General features: G+C 41.1%; 15 protein-coding genes. 11 read left to right on the forward strand and 4 right to left on the reverse strand.

Features of this window, described 5'->3' with window-relative positions:
• The first annotated feature begins 64 nt into the window (after positions 1 to 64).
• From CLV32_RS22655 to CLV32_RS22670, 4 genes are read left to right on the forward strand one after another with little or no spacing between them, the layout of a single operon-like run.
• Positions 65 to 307 carry a putative periplasmic lipoprotein gene (locus CLV32_RS22655; protein WP_133559258.1) on the forward strand — a complete coding sequence of 81 codons (243 nt, stop codon included), beginning with the start codon at positions 65 to 67 and terminating at the stop codon, positions 305 to 307.
• 14 nt (positions 308 to 321) lie between these two features.
• Positions 322 to 1,224, forward strand: a complete 903-nt coding sequence (locus CLV32_RS22660) for a hypothetical protein (protein WP_133559259.1) — start codon at positions 322 to 324, stop codon at positions 1,222 to 1,224.
• On the forward strand, positions 1,221 to 2,150 hold the full coding sequence (locus CLV32_RS22665; RefSeq protein WP_133559260.1) for a hypothetical protein: 930 nt from the start codon (positions 1,221 to 1,223) through the stop codon (positions 2,148 to 2,150). The genes CLV32_RS22660 and CLV32_RS22665 overlap by 4 nt, the downstream gene beginning before the upstream one ends.
• Positions 2,151 to 2,208: 58 nt before the next feature.
• Positions 2,209 to 2,745, forward strand: coding sequence for a hypothetical protein (locus CLV32_RS22670; RefSeq protein WP_133559261.1), 537 nt, complete (start codon positions 2,209 to 2,211; stop codon positions 2,743 to 2,745).
• Positions 2,746 to 2,961: 216 nt separating this feature from the next.
• Here CLV32_RS22670 and CLV32_RS22675 read toward each other — a convergent pair whose 3' ends face one another.
• Complete coding sequence (locus tag CLV32_RS22675) at positions 2,962 to 3,354, reverse strand: hypothetical protein (RefSeq protein ID WP_133559262.1); 393 nt, start codon at positions 3,352 to 3,354, stop codon at positions 2,962 to 2,964.
• A gap of 174 nt (positions 3,355 to 3,528) precedes the next feature.
• Between CLV32_RS22675 and CLV32_RS22680 the strand changes: the two genes are divergently transcribed.
• The 7 genes from CLV32_RS22680 to CLV32_RS22715 all read left to right on the forward strand — a co-directional run bounded on the left by CLV32_RS22680 (position 3,529) and on the right by CLV32_RS22715 (position 12,649).
• Positions 3,529 to 5,007 (forward strand): TlpA family protein disulfide reductase, encoded by a 1,479-nt coding sequence (locus tag CLV32_RS22680; protein WP_133559263.1) that lies wholly within the window; start codon positions 3,529 to 3,531, stop codon positions 5,005 to 5,007.
• Positions 5,008 to 5,638: 631 nt separating this feature from the next.
• Complete coding sequence (locus CLV32_RS22690) at positions 5,639 to 7,849, forward strand: TonB-dependent receptor (protein WP_133559265.1); 2,211 nt, start codon at positions 5,639 to 5,641, stop codon at positions 7,847 to 7,849.
• 331 nt (positions 7,850 to 8,180) lie between these two features.
• Positions 8,181 to 9,173 carry a pectinesterase family protein gene (locus CLV32_RS22695; RefSeq protein ID WP_133559266.1) on the forward strand — a complete coding sequence of 331 codons (993 nt, stop codon included), beginning with the start codon at positions 8,181 to 8,183 and terminating at the stop codon, positions 9,171 to 9,173.
• A 9-nt stretch (positions 9,174 to 9,182) separates the two neighbouring features.
• Positions 9,183 to 10,106: an alpha/beta hydrolase gene (locus CLV32_RS22700; RefSeq protein WP_133559267.1), complete on the forward strand. Its 924-nt coding sequence runs from the start codon at positions 9,183 to 9,185 to the stop codon at positions 10,104 to 10,106.
• A 12-nt stretch (positions 10,107 to 10,118) separates the two neighbouring features.
• A complete protein-coding gene (locus CLV32_RS22705) occupies positions 10,119 to 11,762 on the forward strand; it encodes a glycoside hydrolase family 28 protein (RefSeq protein WP_133559268.1) in 1,644 nt (547 codons plus the stop codon).
• A 74-nt stretch (positions 11,763 to 11,836) separates the two neighbouring features.
• A complete protein-coding gene (locus CLV32_RS22710; protein WP_133559269.1) occupies positions 11,837 to 12,076 on the forward strand; it encodes a hypothetical protein in 240 nt (79 codons plus the stop codon).
• 9 nt (positions 12,077 to 12,085) lie between these two features.
• Complete coding sequence (locus CLV32_RS22715) at positions 12,086 to 12,649, forward strand: outer membrane beta-barrel protein (protein ID WP_133559270.1); 564 nt, start codon at positions 12,086 to 12,088, stop codon at positions 12,647 to 12,649.
• Between the two features lie 25 nt (positions 12,650 to 12,674).
• On the opposite strand, the gene CLV32_RS22720 is transcribed toward CLV32_RS22715, so the two are convergent.
• The 3 genes from CLV32_RS22720 to CLV32_RS22730 form a co-directional block, all read right to left on the reverse strand.
• Positions 12,675 to 12,887 carry a response regulator transcription factor gene (locus CLV32_RS22720; RefSeq protein ID WP_133559271.1) on the reverse strand — a complete coding sequence of 71 codons (213 nt, stop codon included), beginning with the start codon at positions 12,885 to 12,887 and terminating at the stop codon, positions 12,675 to 12,677.
• 221 nt (positions 12,888 to 13,108) lie between these two features.
• Positions 13,109 to 14,077: a helix-turn-helix domain-containing protein gene (locus tag CLV32_RS22725; protein ID WP_133559272.1), complete on the reverse strand. Its 969-nt coding sequence runs from the start codon at positions 14,075 to 14,077 to the stop codon at positions 13,109 to 13,111.
• Positions 14,078 to 14,248: 171 nt separating this feature from the next.
• Positions 14,249 to 15,220: a helix-turn-helix domain-containing protein gene (locus CLV32_RS22730; protein ID WP_133559273.1), complete on the reverse strand. Its 972-nt coding sequence runs from the start codon at positions 15,218 to 15,220 to the stop codon at positions 14,249 to 14,251.
• Positions 15,221 to 15,374 lie beyond the last annotated feature (154 nt).

Genomic DNA, 15,374 nt, shown 5'->3' on the forward strand with positions numbered 1-15,374 from the left:
TTTAAGCGAAAAAAAATATTAGATTTACGATGTAATCGCTCTTGATATCGTGGTTTAATATGATATGAAAAAAATACTTTTAATGCTCTCCTTCCTATTGGTTGGACATGCTTGTTTTGCAGATGTGCAAAACAATGTGGCCGAGAACTCTACCAATCTTTTTGTAGTAATTGGCGCAGCGCTTGCTGTTTCAATTTGCTGGGGTAGAACAGGTTCTATTTTAGTTTCTGCTCTTGCTGGTTTATTCGGTTGGTTTTATGTGATCTACTATGCGATTTTTTTGAGGCCGAATGAAGACGAGGAATAGGGAGATTTCAATAAATGAGTAATTATTTAGTTAAGGTAAAGCATATATGGCCCACGTTTGTGTATGTGTGCTGGGGAACGACCTTAATGTTGGTGATGTTGAGGTGGGTGTTTGCCATACATTTTAAGGTATTTGATTTTAGCGATACATTCTGGGAAATCTGGATGCCTTTCTTGGTACCTGTACCTGGGGTTTTGTTAGTACTGCCAATCAAAACAAAGGCAATTGTTTATCGGAACAAGAAGTATAAACGTGGGTTGCCCATGATAAGTTATATAGTTATTGTAGCGATGCTTGTTATTTCTCAAATGTTTACTACAGCCTATTTTGGAGAACTCCGTCAAGTGAAGACTGTGAATGAGATAGATCGACATCCCCTGGTAAAATATTATAAGATTGGTCACTATGCCCTGCCGCAGCGATGGATGGGACGTTTTGTAAGGGTGTCTACAAGTGGTAGGGGACGTATGCGGTTGAATTTTGATGGGTATGCGGTATTCCCGATGTTGAACGACACATCGATTGTTGATTTGCAGAAACCAGCTAAGTACTGGTATGGCTTCCACATCAATCAGCGTTATAGCAATACGGTGTCTGAAGCTCATAAAAAGGAGTATTATACTCATTTTGTACAGTACCTTTTAACGCAGGCGCGCGCATCGGCATATCAAAAGCCAGATCATTTCGAGAATCTCAATGCCGGCGATCATCAATTTTTATATCTAAAATCAGTGAGTGATAAATTCTATACTATTCCCGAAGATGCGGTAGTGCTAAGTCCGGTTTATGAAACTTATGATGAGCGTACGGGCAATTTGCTGTTATGGGTGTTTGGTGCTTTTGGTATTGGGACTATATTGCTTGCCATTCAGCTTACCGAAGGTGAGTTTTATAGCAAAGAATTGTTAAAGTCATGAGTGCGTACTGGGCGAAAATAAAACACACCGGGCCGATGTTTGTGTATGTGTGCTGGGGAACAGTCTTGTTGTTAATGCTGTTGCGTTGGGTGTTTGCGATACATTTTAAAGTTTTTGTGTATAGTGATAAAGTATGGGAGCTGTTGTTTGCGGTATTGATGCCGTTGCCGGGAATCTTGATTTTATTGCGGAGTCGTACGAAGAAGATAGTATATGACAAGCCTCGCGCCCGCCATGCGGTGTTAGGCTTTGCTTTTTTTACTACGCTGCTGATGATTGTTTTTTCGCAGAATTTTATGAGTTCGTATTTCGCGAAGCTGCAGGAAGTAAATCGTGTGGAAGATATAGCCAGGTATCCCCGTGTGCGATTTTATAGGATTAAGCAGTATCAATTAGCCTTAGGGGGCACCGGTACCTATATTGATGTATCTTATAGCTCCAGTTATAAGAAAGGGGAAAAACGCAGGCAAGGGGAGACGAATAAAAAACTTAATTATGCTGCTTATGTAGTGACACCCATGATGGGGGATACTACGCAGTTTAATTACTTTAAGGCACCCAAATATTGGCTGGGACTGGATTTTGCGCAACGGTTTGATTATAATATTCCGGAACAGGAAAAAGAATTACGATTTCGTGAGCTCAATAGTTATGGTGAGCAACAGGCAGCAGAGTTCAAGTATGAACGTCCTGATCACTTTGAGAATTATCCGCAGAGTTACGACGAGAAGTCGTATAAGCATGCGATTGGTTACAAGGTGAACCGCGTTCCTGAAGATTACATGGTGCTGAGACCGGTTTATAGACGATTTGAAGACCGTACCGGTAATACACTGTTTATGGTGTTTGCTGTATTTGGGATCGGAAGTGTTTTGTTTGCTTTGTTGTTGACAGGGGGAGATTTTGTGACGCAGGATCCTGTCTAAAGAAGTTTATTTTTCTATTTATTCTCTATTTACGTTATTGGGGGTTTAGTACTATACTATGGGAAGTAGACCACGAATAACAAATAAGCTAATTGGCGAGATAGTTATTGATAAACTTGAATATGTTCAAAATAAGAGTTCCAATAGAGCGAGAAAAATCTTAAATAGTATAGAGCGTATTGATTTGGAAATCTGGTGCGATCAACATTACTATAATCGAGTCCAACTGGGTGACCAGTATGGAAAAAGAGCGGGTATAGAGGTCGAAAATGTTAAAAGTTTGGTGTTGAGATCAATACAGCATCTTATTTATTATTCCTTTAAGGTAAAGAATTTTTCATTCGTTAATTTTGAAAGATCGGTTAGGGCTATTAGGACTGTTCTTCAAGAAGCTGGGGAAACAGGCGTATTGAACATTGTTACTGAGTTTCATCATTTGGAAAGCAACAAATACCAAGTTACGATTATTACGGCCATGCAAAAAGATGATTTTAAAATTAGTGTTGGTCAGTATGTGTTGGAAACTCATGGAGTTTCATCAACGCTGAAAAAATTTGACGGTCGAAATTTGGTAGCTATGGGTGTTTTTGACTGATTAAATGGTAAGGTATTTTTGTATTTAGAAATATTTTATTTATATTTACTTCAGAATTGGAGATAGAAGGAAAATTTGGTCAGCCCTTAGAAGGTAGAAGTTTCTTTTGATCAGTCTCATTTAAGCCCCTAAGGGGCTTTTTTATTTTAGTCTTACCTTGATGTTCCTTTGTGGATAAGGAACAGTGTGTAGTTTCACACTGCTCCAAAATTCGGTTTATTTATATTTAATGAAGTCGGCTGTAATTGTAGGTACCGTTGCATCTGCACGGGTTGTAGTGGATGTGGTTGTTGTACCTTTGGTCTCTGTAGTAGTTTTCTTTTCGCTACCTAAAAATTGGTCACCCATTCCTGAAATGATGATCGCATCTGCGCCATGTTTTTTAGCTTCCTCAACGATCTTGGTCTGAAGCCTTTCGAAGTTTCTGAAACCATAATTTTCTCCCTGAATCTTGCCGATTACTTCGAATTTTTTAGGAACATCATTCGTGTTAAAAAACAGTTCCACATCTGTTGTTGGGTTGTAGGTTCGGCCAATGTAATTGACCCGGGTGGCACAACTGCTCAGAAATAGCAATGTACCCGCTGCTAGCGTGAGTAATTTTTTCATGTTATTTGGTTTTATTTGTGTGTAAGGAAAGTTATTCATAGCAAATGAAATTTGCAACAGGTAACAGAAATGATTCACACATGAACCAGCTCATGCGAATTTTTAAAACTGGTTTGATTTTGTAGATAGATATTGATACCTTAAAGGTGTTAAACTCCCTTAAAATCAACGATAATGAAGAACTTGTTCCTTTTTTTGCTGATGGTTACGTTCTGCGCTACGCAGGCACAAACGATCAAGGTTACTGTAGTCGGAAATCCTGACTCCACGGTTATGGTTAGTTTTCCAACAGGTGATGTCAATTATTTCTTTTGGAAGAACGGATCGCCGAAGGCATTAGACAAAAACCGTACTGCCGTATATGCAAATACACTCAGCAAACCCAGCAATGTGTTTGTGGTTAGCGGTAAGCGTTTTGAAAATGTATTTGTGGAGCCAGGGGAAAGTATTGAAGTAAAGATTGATTATTCTGCTAAGCAAAAGGTAGTCTCTTTTACCGGTAAAAATGCTGCCGGAAATCTGTTGTTAAATAAGTTAAATCATCCGTTTTACCAATATAAGGCTAATTCTTACTTTAAACAGGATAGTGCTGTTGGGGCGGTTAAATCTGCTGTACTGCGTGACATGCAAAAGGAGCTGACGCCGATGGATTCGCTCTTGAAGCTGAAACAGATAACACCTGCTTTTTATAAGTACGCCTCCACAGAGATTCGGTACTATTATGGAGCAGTGTATGGCGCTGCAGTTTTTGTTCAATATGCTCGTGGCTCGTTTCCGAAGGGCCATAGGGACTATAAAGCGACGATGGATCCTGAGTATGAGAAAGCCTGGCCGGAGGTATTTAAGTTATTCCCGCTCGACGATCCAAATGCTGTTATAGCTTCTGATTTTTATGATTATGTACGGGATTATATTTCCTGGTACAAGGCTGTGTATTTAAAGGAAAAGGCAGGCCTGAAAAGCCCTGTGACTAAGGAGAACAATCATGAGGTTTATTATGCTGAAATTGAACGCAGCTTTTCTGGATCAACGCAAGAATATTTACTGGCACATTATCTTTTTAATGAGGCTATGGAGCGCGACTATAACCAGCAACTGGTGAAACTTTATGATCGCTTTACAACGCGTTTTCCGAATAGCAAGTACACTACTTTTTTAACACCCTTAATTAATGAATCGATCGCTTTTCACGCCAGGTCAAAAACTGAATTGAACGCTGAAGAGCAAGTGCTGGACAGGAACGCTTATGCGTCTTTTGATGCGCTGTTAAAAAATTATAAAGACAGGACGGTGTATGTTGACTTATGGGCAACATGGTGTGCGCCATGTAAGGAGGAATTTGCATTTGGTAAGGAACTGAAGTCGTACCTGAAGTCGAAAAACATAGCTATGTTATACATTTCAATGGATAGGGATGATGCTGATGAACAGTGGAAAAATATGATCAAGTTTTACGGCTTAACCGGTGAACATATTCGTGTAAGCCCATCACTCCAAAAAGATATCATTAATAGGTTTTATGATGGGAAGAGTTATTCTATTCCGAGGTACATGATCATCAAGAACGGAAAGATTTTAAATGATACTGCAATGCAACCTAGCGATAAGGAAAAGTTGTATAAGCAGATTGAATCTTTTGTTGAAGCGAAGTAATGGTGTTATTTGCGGTAACCGCATTTTTAAGTTTGTTTTCTTGGACAGTGTTGTAAGTGATAAAACCAGCCAGGCATGCTATGCAAACCATGATTACGCAAACCGTTTTCTTGAAGTCTTTTTTAACTTTGTTCCAATCTATGATTTTTTCGAACTGCTCTCCGGCGTCTTTTTCTTGAAAGTTTTCTGACATTATTTGGAAATAATTAAAAGATCAGACATAGCGCGGGATCTGATTTTTCCTTGGCGAATCAGCTTGACTTCATTGAGGCTACGTTCAATTTCTCTTAATAGGGATTCCTTTTTTGCGAGATTGGCCTGACTTATCATGTAGATGTAATAGATCTGGTGCAATTTACTCGATATTTATTTTGAAGCCAATACTTTCAGATTTTTTGCATTATTTATTTAAATGGAAAGTTTTGTATTAGGACTAGATTTTCAAGTAGGTATTCGTCGCTACAAATCTGCTATTCGTCGATTCTTTAAATTTTGTTGATCAGGATTAGCAGATATTTGTAGTGCAGGTAAAATAAGTGGTTAGAATAGGTTGTTTTATAATGGCGGTTGCTCCTTTAGGGGTAACCGTTTTTTACTATTTTCGCGTCGATTCGATATTTTAATTCAACGCATGAAATACCTTTACCTGTCTTTTTTTCTTTTTATAGCTTTATCATCTGCTCTCGCTCAAGATTTTAAGGGCGTGGTCCTTAATAGCGATTCTATTCCGGTTTCTGGCGTTTATTTGTCTAACCTGAGATCAGGCAGTCATGCACATACGGATGAGCTAGGCATGTTTGTTTTGAAAAATAACAAGCCCGGGGATTCTATCCGCATCAGTCATGTTGGTTATAAACCGGTAAAATTATCATATAGACAAGAAAGGGTAGTGGTTAAATTAGCTGGATCTGCCTTCCAGTTAAACGAAGTTATCGTATCTGAAGGAATCAATCATCTATCAACTGTGGCTGCGGTAGATCTGCAGACCAGTCCGGTAAGTTCATCTCAGGAACTGCTGCGCAAGGTGCCGGGATTATTTATTGGTCAGCATGCCGGAGGTGGCAAGGCCGAGCAACTCTTTTTAAGAGGTTTTGATTTAGATCATGGAACAGATATCAATATCGCTGTGGATGGAATGCCGGTCAATATGGTTAGTCACGCACACGGGCAGGGCTACGCTGATTTACACTTTCTAATTCCTGAAACCGTTGGTCAGATTGATTTTGACAAAGGTCCTTATCATGCGAATAAAGGAAACCTGGCTACAGCGGGTTACGTAGCTTTTGAAACAAAAGATAGGTTAGACAACAGCAGCATCACCCTGGAAGCCGGAAAGTTTAACACTTATAAAGCGCTGGGTCTATTTAATCTGGTGAATACAACCAAGCAGGCTGCATATCTTGCTGCTGATTATATTAAGACAGACGGATACTTTGAGTCGCCACAGAATTTTAAACGACTAAATCTATTTGGAAAGTATGGGGTTAATTTCGCTAACGGAGATAAGCTGTCGTTTTCTGCATCTACATTTTCCAGTAAATGGAATGCCTCTGGACAGATTCCGCAACGCGCGGTAGACGAAGGTTTGATAACGCGATTTGGCGCTATTGATAGCAATGAAGGTGGTGAAACTGGTCGAACCAATATCAATGTGCAGTACAGTACATACTTTAATGCCGCAACCTGGCTTAAGACGTCTGCATTTTATAGCAGGTATCGCTTTGAGTTATATTCTAACTTTACATTCTTTTTAAACGACCCTGTAAACGGAGATCAGATTAAACAAAAGGAAGATCGGAATATTTTAGGCTTTGAATCTGTTTTGAATAAAAAGTATACCGTTGGTAAGGCCGACTTAACTTTACAGGGTGGTGTGGGCTTACGCTATGATGATGTTAATGGAATTGAACTATCCCATACTACAAATCGTACAACGACAATTGACCGTTTGATGCTGGGTAATATAAACGAGACCAATGGATACGGCTATTTGAATGCCGAATATGAAATGGGCAAACTGATGATCAATCCAGCAGTACGGGTGGATTACCTGAACTTCCGGTATGCAGATTTACTTTCGAATGCTGCTGTGTCTAAGCAGGGCAAAGCAACGCTGAGTCCGAAGTTAAATTTTTTATACAATCAAAATAAAGACCTTCAGTTTTTCCTGAAATTAGGAAAAGGCTTCCACAGCAATGATACGCGAGTTGTAGTTGCGCAGCAGGGTTATAAAATATTGCCGGCAGCGTATGGTGCGGATTTGGGTACAAGCTGGAAGCCTGCAGAGCGACTGATTGTAAATGCGGCGTTGTGGTATTTGTATCTGCAGCAGGAATTTGTCTATGTTGGTGATGAAGGGGTTGTAGAGCCTAGTGGGAGAACTGCGAGAAAGGGGGTTGACCTGGGCTTGCGTTATCAATTGACGAATTGGTTATTCCTGAACGGGGATGCAACGTATACACATGGACGTTCTTTGGATAATCCCTCAGGAGAAAACTATATTCCATTGGCACCTAAATTTACTTTTACCGGCGGACTGAGTATCAAAGACCTTGGACGTTTTTCGGGAGGCATTCGTTCAAGATACTTAGCCAGTCGCCCGGCAAATGAAGACAATTCGATAGTAGCTAAAGGGTATTTTATTACTGATGGCAATGTGAACTATAGCATAGGCAGATTTACTTTTGGTGTAGTTACTGATAACATCTTTAACACAAGATGGAATGAAACGCAATTTGCTACTGAATCCAGGCTGCAGAATGAGGCAGCTAGCGTTGAAGAGATTCATTTTACGCCAGGAACACCTTTCAGCATCAGGGCTTCAGTTTCGGTAAGGTTCTAAGTGAAGTATCAGGTAGCAAAGGCTGTCTAAATTTGGATATCGCGATAATTTTGTCGCAATACTGTCGCGATACTTAGTATCGCGACAAAATAGGGTAATAATTGTCGCAATACTAAGTATCGCGACAAAATTGATATTAGTTCGAATGAATTTAAGCACTGAAAATCTAACTGGTAAAAATTTGATAAATTTTTAGCAAACGTTTGCATAAATTATTCCGGGAGTTGAGGACTTAGTCCAGCGCAAAGTTTGTAAGATTGTTATACCAAATACAATCCCATCGGTAATAGCAGTTATATTGCGCCTATTATGGATGGTTAAACTTGTGGATATGAACCTAAAATCTATTAAAGTCTGTTTAATGTTGCTGATACTTGCCCTGGGTGCAAGTGCTCAGGTGGCAACAACACCCTCAAATATTGTTGTTGCACAAGATGGCAGCGGAACATTCAAAACCATTCAGGAAGCTGTTAACGCTGTACGCGATCACTCGCAGGTAAATGTGCGCATCCAGATTAAAGCTGGGGTATATCATGAGAAACTTGTGATCCCGGCATGGAAAAAAAACATCACACTGGTAGGCGAAGATCGTGAGAAGACAATTATTACTGGTGATGATTATTCTGGCAAGGCCTTTCCAGGGAAAGATTTTACCGGAAATCCGAAGTACAGCACCTACACTTCTTATACCGTATTGGTACAAGGCAATGACTGCACCTTGCAAAACCTGACTATTGAAAATACGGCAGGGAGGGTTGGACAAGCAGTAGCCCTTTGTGTGGAGTCTGACCGGTTTAGAGCGATCCAATGTTCGATATTTGGTAATCAGGATACGTTATATACGGCTAAAGATGGCAGAAACTATTTTGAAGGTTGCCTGATTACGGGCACTACAGATTTTATTTTTGGTGAGGCTACTGTGGTGTTTCGTAACTGCACGATCAAAAGTTTAACAAACTCTTATATTACTGCTGCTTCTACAACACCGCAACAGCAATTTGGCTATGTGTTTTTTGACTGCAAGTTAATTGCGGCAGATGGCGTAGATCAGGTTTATCTGGGCAGGCCTTGGCGTTCTTACGCAAAAACTGTTTTTATCCGCACAGAAATGGACAAACATATTATTCCTGTAGGCTGGCATGCATGGCCGGGCGATCCAATGTTTCCCGCGAAAGAAAAAACTGCTTTTTATGCAGAATGGGAAAGCAGCGGTCCGGGTTCTGATCAGAGCAAACGGGTATCCTGGGCTAAAAAATTAACTAAATCTGACATCAAGAAATACACGCTTAAAAATATATTTGGCGACTGGAATCCTTTATCTTAATCTCGGTATATGAAAATATTTAGAAGCTTTTTAGTACTGTCATTGCTCTTTGTTGGTACGGCGAATGCACAGGAGTTTATCCCGATCTGGCCAGCTGGCAAAATGCCAAATACAAAAGGGATGAAACTGCCCGATAGCATTGCCAATGAGCGGGTGTTTAGAGTAGGGACGCCAGGCATGTACGCTTTTTTCCCTTCGGTTACTGAAAACAAAGGTGCTGCGGTAATCATTTGTCCGGGGGGAGGTTACGAACGACTGGCTTATATCATCAGCGGAACGCAACTTGCCAAATGGTTTAACACCATGGGCGTTACTGCTTTTGTTTTAAATTACAGATTGCCGAATGATAAGGATCTGGTAACACGACAAGACGGGCCTTTACAAGATGCGCAACGCGCCATAAAATATGTGCGGAGCAATGCGGCGAAATGGGGTATTAAACCAGATCAGATAGGAATCCAGGGGTCTTCGGCTGGTGGGCATCTGGCTACGCTGACGGGTACTGTGCTTACGGATCTGGCTAAAATTGGTGATGAGCTCAACGAGGTTTCTCCAAAACCCAACTTTATGATTTTGGTGTCGCCAGTTATCGATATGGGCAAATATGCAAATAAAGGAAGTTTAAATAATTTACTGGGCGAGAAACCGACTGAAGCACAGATCAAGCAGTTTTCTACACAGCTGCAGGTAACGGATAAGACGCCGCCAACATTTATTGCTGATGCTTTTAATGATAAATCGGTAGATCCGCACAACAGTCTAATGTTTTTTGAAGCGTTGCTATCGCACAAAGTGCCGAGCACACTGCATGTGTTTCCTCAGGGTGCACATGCCATCGCGCTTCGTAACAACCCCGGCTCTGCAGATATGTGGACGCAACTGTGCGAACGCTGGATGATTGAAATGAATATAATACCCGCATCAAATAAATAAGCTTTTAATGCTATGAGAAAAAAGATAATCGGTTTTGTATTGCTTGCTGCAACAATTGGAGCGAACGGACAAGCTAAAAAAGCAAACGCTTTTAACTGGAACAATTTGCCTGTTGTTGCTAAGACCTCCTTTAAAAAGGATACGGTAAACATTATACGCTATAAAGCGGTTGGCGATGGTGTTGTTTTAAATACTGCGGCAATTAATCAGGCTTTGCTAGACTGTAGTAAGAAAGGTGGGGGAGTGGTACTTGTGCCTGCCGGCATGTGGATGACAGGGCCGCTGTATCTGCAAAGCAATGTGAACCTGCACCTGAGTAAAGGAGCTACGTTGATGTTTACCGACGATAAGTCGCAATACAAGATTGTTGCCGGCGACTATGAAGGCAGAAGCGCCGCAAGAAACGAATCGCCAATCAATGGAAACGGGTTAACCAATATTGCAATTACCGGAAACGGCGTAATTGATGGTAATGGTGATATTTGGAGAGCAGTAGGCAGAGGACAGGTGACAGAAGAACATTGGAAAAAAAAGATCGCTTCGGGAGGCGTTTTAAGTACCGATGGGAAATCATGGTATCCGAGCGCGCAATATAAAGCCGCACAGGAAGAAGGTAAAAGCATGTTATTGGTGCCCGGTAAAAAGCTGAACGAGTTTGAGGATATGAAGGATTTTCTACGTCCGAATTTATTGGTGCTGAAGAACTGTAAAAGGATTTTGTTAGAGGGCGTAATTTTCCAGAATTCTGGTGCCTGGTGTTTGCATCCGATAGTTTGTGAGGATCTGACCATCCGCAAGGTAATGGTGAAGAACCCTGAATATGCACAGAATGGTGACGGGATGGATATTGAATCTGTAAAGAACTTTTTGATTGAAGACTGCGTATTGGATGTGGGTGATGATGCGATCTGCATCAAATCTGGTAAAGATGAAGAAGGCAGGAAACGTGGTGTACCTACAGAGAACGGCGTGATTAGAGGGAACACGGTGTATGCTGGTCATGGGGGTGTAGTTGTAGGTAGCGAAATGAGCGGTGGCGTGCGCAACTTGTTTATTGAAAATTGTACGTTTTTGGGGACCGATAAAGGATTAAGGTTTAAATCGACAAGAGGTCGTGGTGGCGTGGTAGAAAATATCTATGCGCGTAATATTTTTATGAAGAACATATTGCAGGAAGCGATATTTTTTGACATGTGGTATTTTGTGAAGTTCGCTACAGATAGCAAGCGCGACCAGACGCCTGTAGTTAATGAAGGAACTCCGGTATTTAAGAATATGGTGTTCGACAGGATTTTCTGTAACGGTGCGGTAAAAGGAATATTTATCCGGGGATTGTCGGAAATGCCGATTCAAAATATCACCGTAAGCAACTCTGTTTTGGTGGCAAATACAGGTGTGGAGTTATCTGAAACTGCAGGTATTAACCTGAAGAATTTGAAGCTGGTAACGAAAAGCAATATCCCAGTTATATCGGTTAATAATAGTAAAGACTTTGTTGTAGACGGTCTACAATATGTGAAAGGTGCAGATGTGTTGCTGAGCCTTGATGGTGCAAATGTATCCAAGGTTTCTGTTTCTAATACTGATGGTAAACTTGCTAAAAAAGATCTTGAATTGAAGAATGGTGCAACTGCTGGCGCGGTATTGTTTAAGTAGGTTCGGTGTAGCTGGAGTTCCATTTGCTGCACATTTAATGCTTTTGTATATTTACCGTATAAATCTTCCTGATTATGGGATCTGTACTTGATGACTTGTTGAAAAACATGAAGAATATACACGAGTTGGGCAGGCAACGTGCTTTTGAGTTGGGCAACCCTTTCTATCTGCAGTTTGCTGAAGATGGCGGTTATTGGCGTAAAGAACTGCCCACGGGAGAGATGTTCCTGGTTACCCTGGAGATTATCTATGACGAGGCTGGAAGGCCGATAGAGGTTAAAGATGCCATCATTAAGAAGCTTGATGGGAAGTAACTTATTATTATGACAAAATTTTCACTGGTCGCGCTAGGCTCACTATCACTATTATTAATTTCAGTTCAGCAGAGTTACGCTCAAGCCAGGAGCAGCATCGGCATCCGCTATGGCGTAAATAAACCCTTCGCCGATACGTACAAGTTTGGTGGTGGTCTTGGATTACAGGGCACCATTGCTATTGGTGATAAATGGGCAATTGAGCCTTCAGTAGCTTACGATAAGATTAACAGCAAACGTGAGGTGTGGATCACACCTACTGAAACGTTTTACTTTAGCAATGTGTCATCACTTGATCTTTTGACGGTTAATTTCGCGGCGCGATATTATATCATTCCGAGTTTGTACGCTAAATTAGGCCCTACTTTCTATGCGGCAGGAGGCAACGAAGATTTAGCTGGCCTTGGTATTGGTGGCAACGCGGGTGTTGGTTATCAGCTGATGGTTGATAACCGTAATAAGTTTGAGTTTTCATTCAATACGGATCTGATAAATGTTGAGCGTAGTGTAGGTAACGGGGCTACGCCGATTGCTTCGATCCGCGTTGCTTATGCGTTTAACTTTAAACGTTAGCGCAGCTTAGTACAGCGTAATATTTTTAGCTGATTTTTACTAATCCTTGTGAATATGCCCAGCGGATGGCCTGTTGCGCGTTATTTACGCCCAACTTGCGCATCAGGTTGCGGCGATGTGTTTGCACGGTGAAGGTGCTGATAAACAATTGCCATCCAATTTCTTCGCTGCTAAGTCCTTCAGGTAGTAGTTGTAGGATCTCTATTTCTCTTTTACTCAATGTAGTTGCTGTTTCCATGATTTGTTACTGTTTGATCTGGTATAAAGATCAGCAACAGAGATTATTATGAAGAGGGGGCTTGCACTGAATGTTAAAGGGTGTTTTCACGGTATTAGCATGCTATTTATAAAATCGAGTGCTGGAACACTCAATTTTCGCGAATTTTGCTAGTTTTTTATAGCAATTTCTAGAATTCTGGGTAATTAACAGAAAAGCCGAAGGACATAAATATTACTTTGCTAAGCAGTTTCTCTTGCAAACTCCAGCGGGCTTCTGCTGGTGTGTTTTTTAAATGCGGAGAAGAAAGTGCTTTTGGAAGAGAAGCCGGCTTCGTCGCCAAGCGCCTCAATCGTTAATTGCTGCAGGGGCACTACGCTTTTGAGCTGGTCTTTCACGTAATTTATCCTGAAGGTATTGATGAAATCGGAGAAGCGCTGGTGGTAGTGGCTGTTGAGGAGCGACGACAGTTCGTGAGCGCTGATACCAAGCTCCGCAGCAAGACCTTTTAAGGTGAGCCGCTTTTGTTGAAATACCTTTCCTTCGGTCATGATGCGCTCCAGTAGGGAAATTACATCTGTCTCGGGCTGTAACTTATGTCTTGCTTCATCGCGGATGATTTTCTCGAGCGTAGCTGTTTTAAGATCAAGAAATGAAGCGATAATAGCTACCGGTACATCATCTGTAGCGGTGGTTAGATTTTTTAGGTAATAGGCGTATTTCTCTTTGGCGCTGCCCATTCTGATTACTACGGCACGCTCATGTGCTATAAGGTAATAACTTTCCAGGATTTTGCGAACGATGATATTCATCTCCGGGTATAGTTCGTAAAATAGGAGCAGGTCTTCTGTGCGCAGTGCAACAAAATAGCAGTCGGTAGCGGTAACCATGTTATCCTTTGACGGTACGCCACCATAAATGCCTTGTATAGCGGAAATCACATCTCCTGGAACCGAAATAAAAGTAGTAAGTCTTTCAGGACCACGTAAGCGATAGCCCGTAACAATACCTGAAATAAGAAAATAGACGTATTGGCTTATTTCCCCTTCCTTGATGAGGCTGCTGTTTTTAGGCATGGTTACCGCGAAGGTTTTCTCCTGGAAACTTTTCTTTAGCTCATCACTGATAGGGTGGAGAATGCTAAGGAAACTCATTGCCTGATCCAAGATATGGGGCTCTGGTTTTGTATTCGGAAAGTATCTAGTCGGCATAGGGTATTGTAAAGATTCTTTGTACTAGGGTACAGCGAAGGTAAAATAAAAAACACAATGAAACAAGCAGGGAATCAGCTAGTAATATCGGAATAGGAGAAGGAAATTCGCAATTTTTAATAAGACTATCATACAACTATAAGTTTTAAAGTGTTGATAATCTAGGCGTTTCTATTTGTTAGCCCGGATATACTCAAGGGGGCTCATCCCGGTATGTTTTTTAAAAGCAAAAAAGAAAGCGCTTTTGGAGGAGAAACCAGCTTGATCACCGAGGGCTTCGATGGTTAATTGTAGCAATTCGGTATCGCTACGTAGTTTTTCTTTCACGTAGTTTACCCGGAAGATATTAATGAAATCGGTAAAATTCTTTTTGTGGTGATTATTGAGAAGTGCAGAAAGTTCATGTGGACTTAAGTTAACACGCTGCGCAATTGATTTAAGCCTGATTTGCTTTTCCAGAAATAGACTTTCAGTACTAATGAGTTGCTGTAGTTTAGCGATATGCTCGGCATTGACCAACAAAGCATCACTTTTTGATTGGCGACGGATGGTGACTTTCAGGGTTTCGGTTTTAATATCCAGGAACGATGCGATTAGCGAGAGCGGTATACCATCGTTATCCCCAGTCCTGGTTTGGAGATAATAGGCATATTTTTCTTTGGCAGTGCCCATACGGGTGATAACGGATCGCTGGTGCGCAATACGGTAGTAGATTTCGAGAATCTTACGCATGATGATGTTCATTTCCGGATAGATATCAAAGAAATGAAGCAGATGTTGAGTATGCAGACCGATGAGATAACAGTCAGTCGCGGCTACTGCACTATCTTCCAACACGCTGGTTCCGTACATGCCGTCGATAGCAGAAAGGAAGTCGCCACCTACAGTAATAAACGTAGTAAGCCTGGTTTTGCCCATAATGCGGTAGCCTTCTACGACGCCCGACACTAAGAAAAATTGATAGCCACTAAATTCGCCTTGCTTCAGTAGGTATTGGCCTTTTGGCAGGACAACCTCAAAACTGTGTGTTTTGAAAGCGGTTGCAAGGGGAATAGATACGGGATGGAAGTTGCTTAAAACGGCGAGCGCGTGATCCAGAATATGCTCAGCAGGCTTTGTATAGGGATGATGTCTTGTCGGCATGATAGCAATGATTGGTTAAAGATAAAATATTAGTTTATAAATTTAATCCTGTTTTATAAACGAGGAGTAATTGGAGATCAATTTTAACTATTCTTTAATAATTGGAGACTACTTTTGGGAAAATAACTACCATTTGTTGATTAATGATCTTTAT

Origin of the sequence: Pedobacter duraquae (assembly GCF_004362245.1) — a bacterium.
In the GTDB taxonomy this organism is placed as follows: Bacteria; Bacteroidota; Bacteroidia; order Sphingobacteriales; family Sphingobacteriaceae; genus Pedobacter; species Pedobacter duraquae.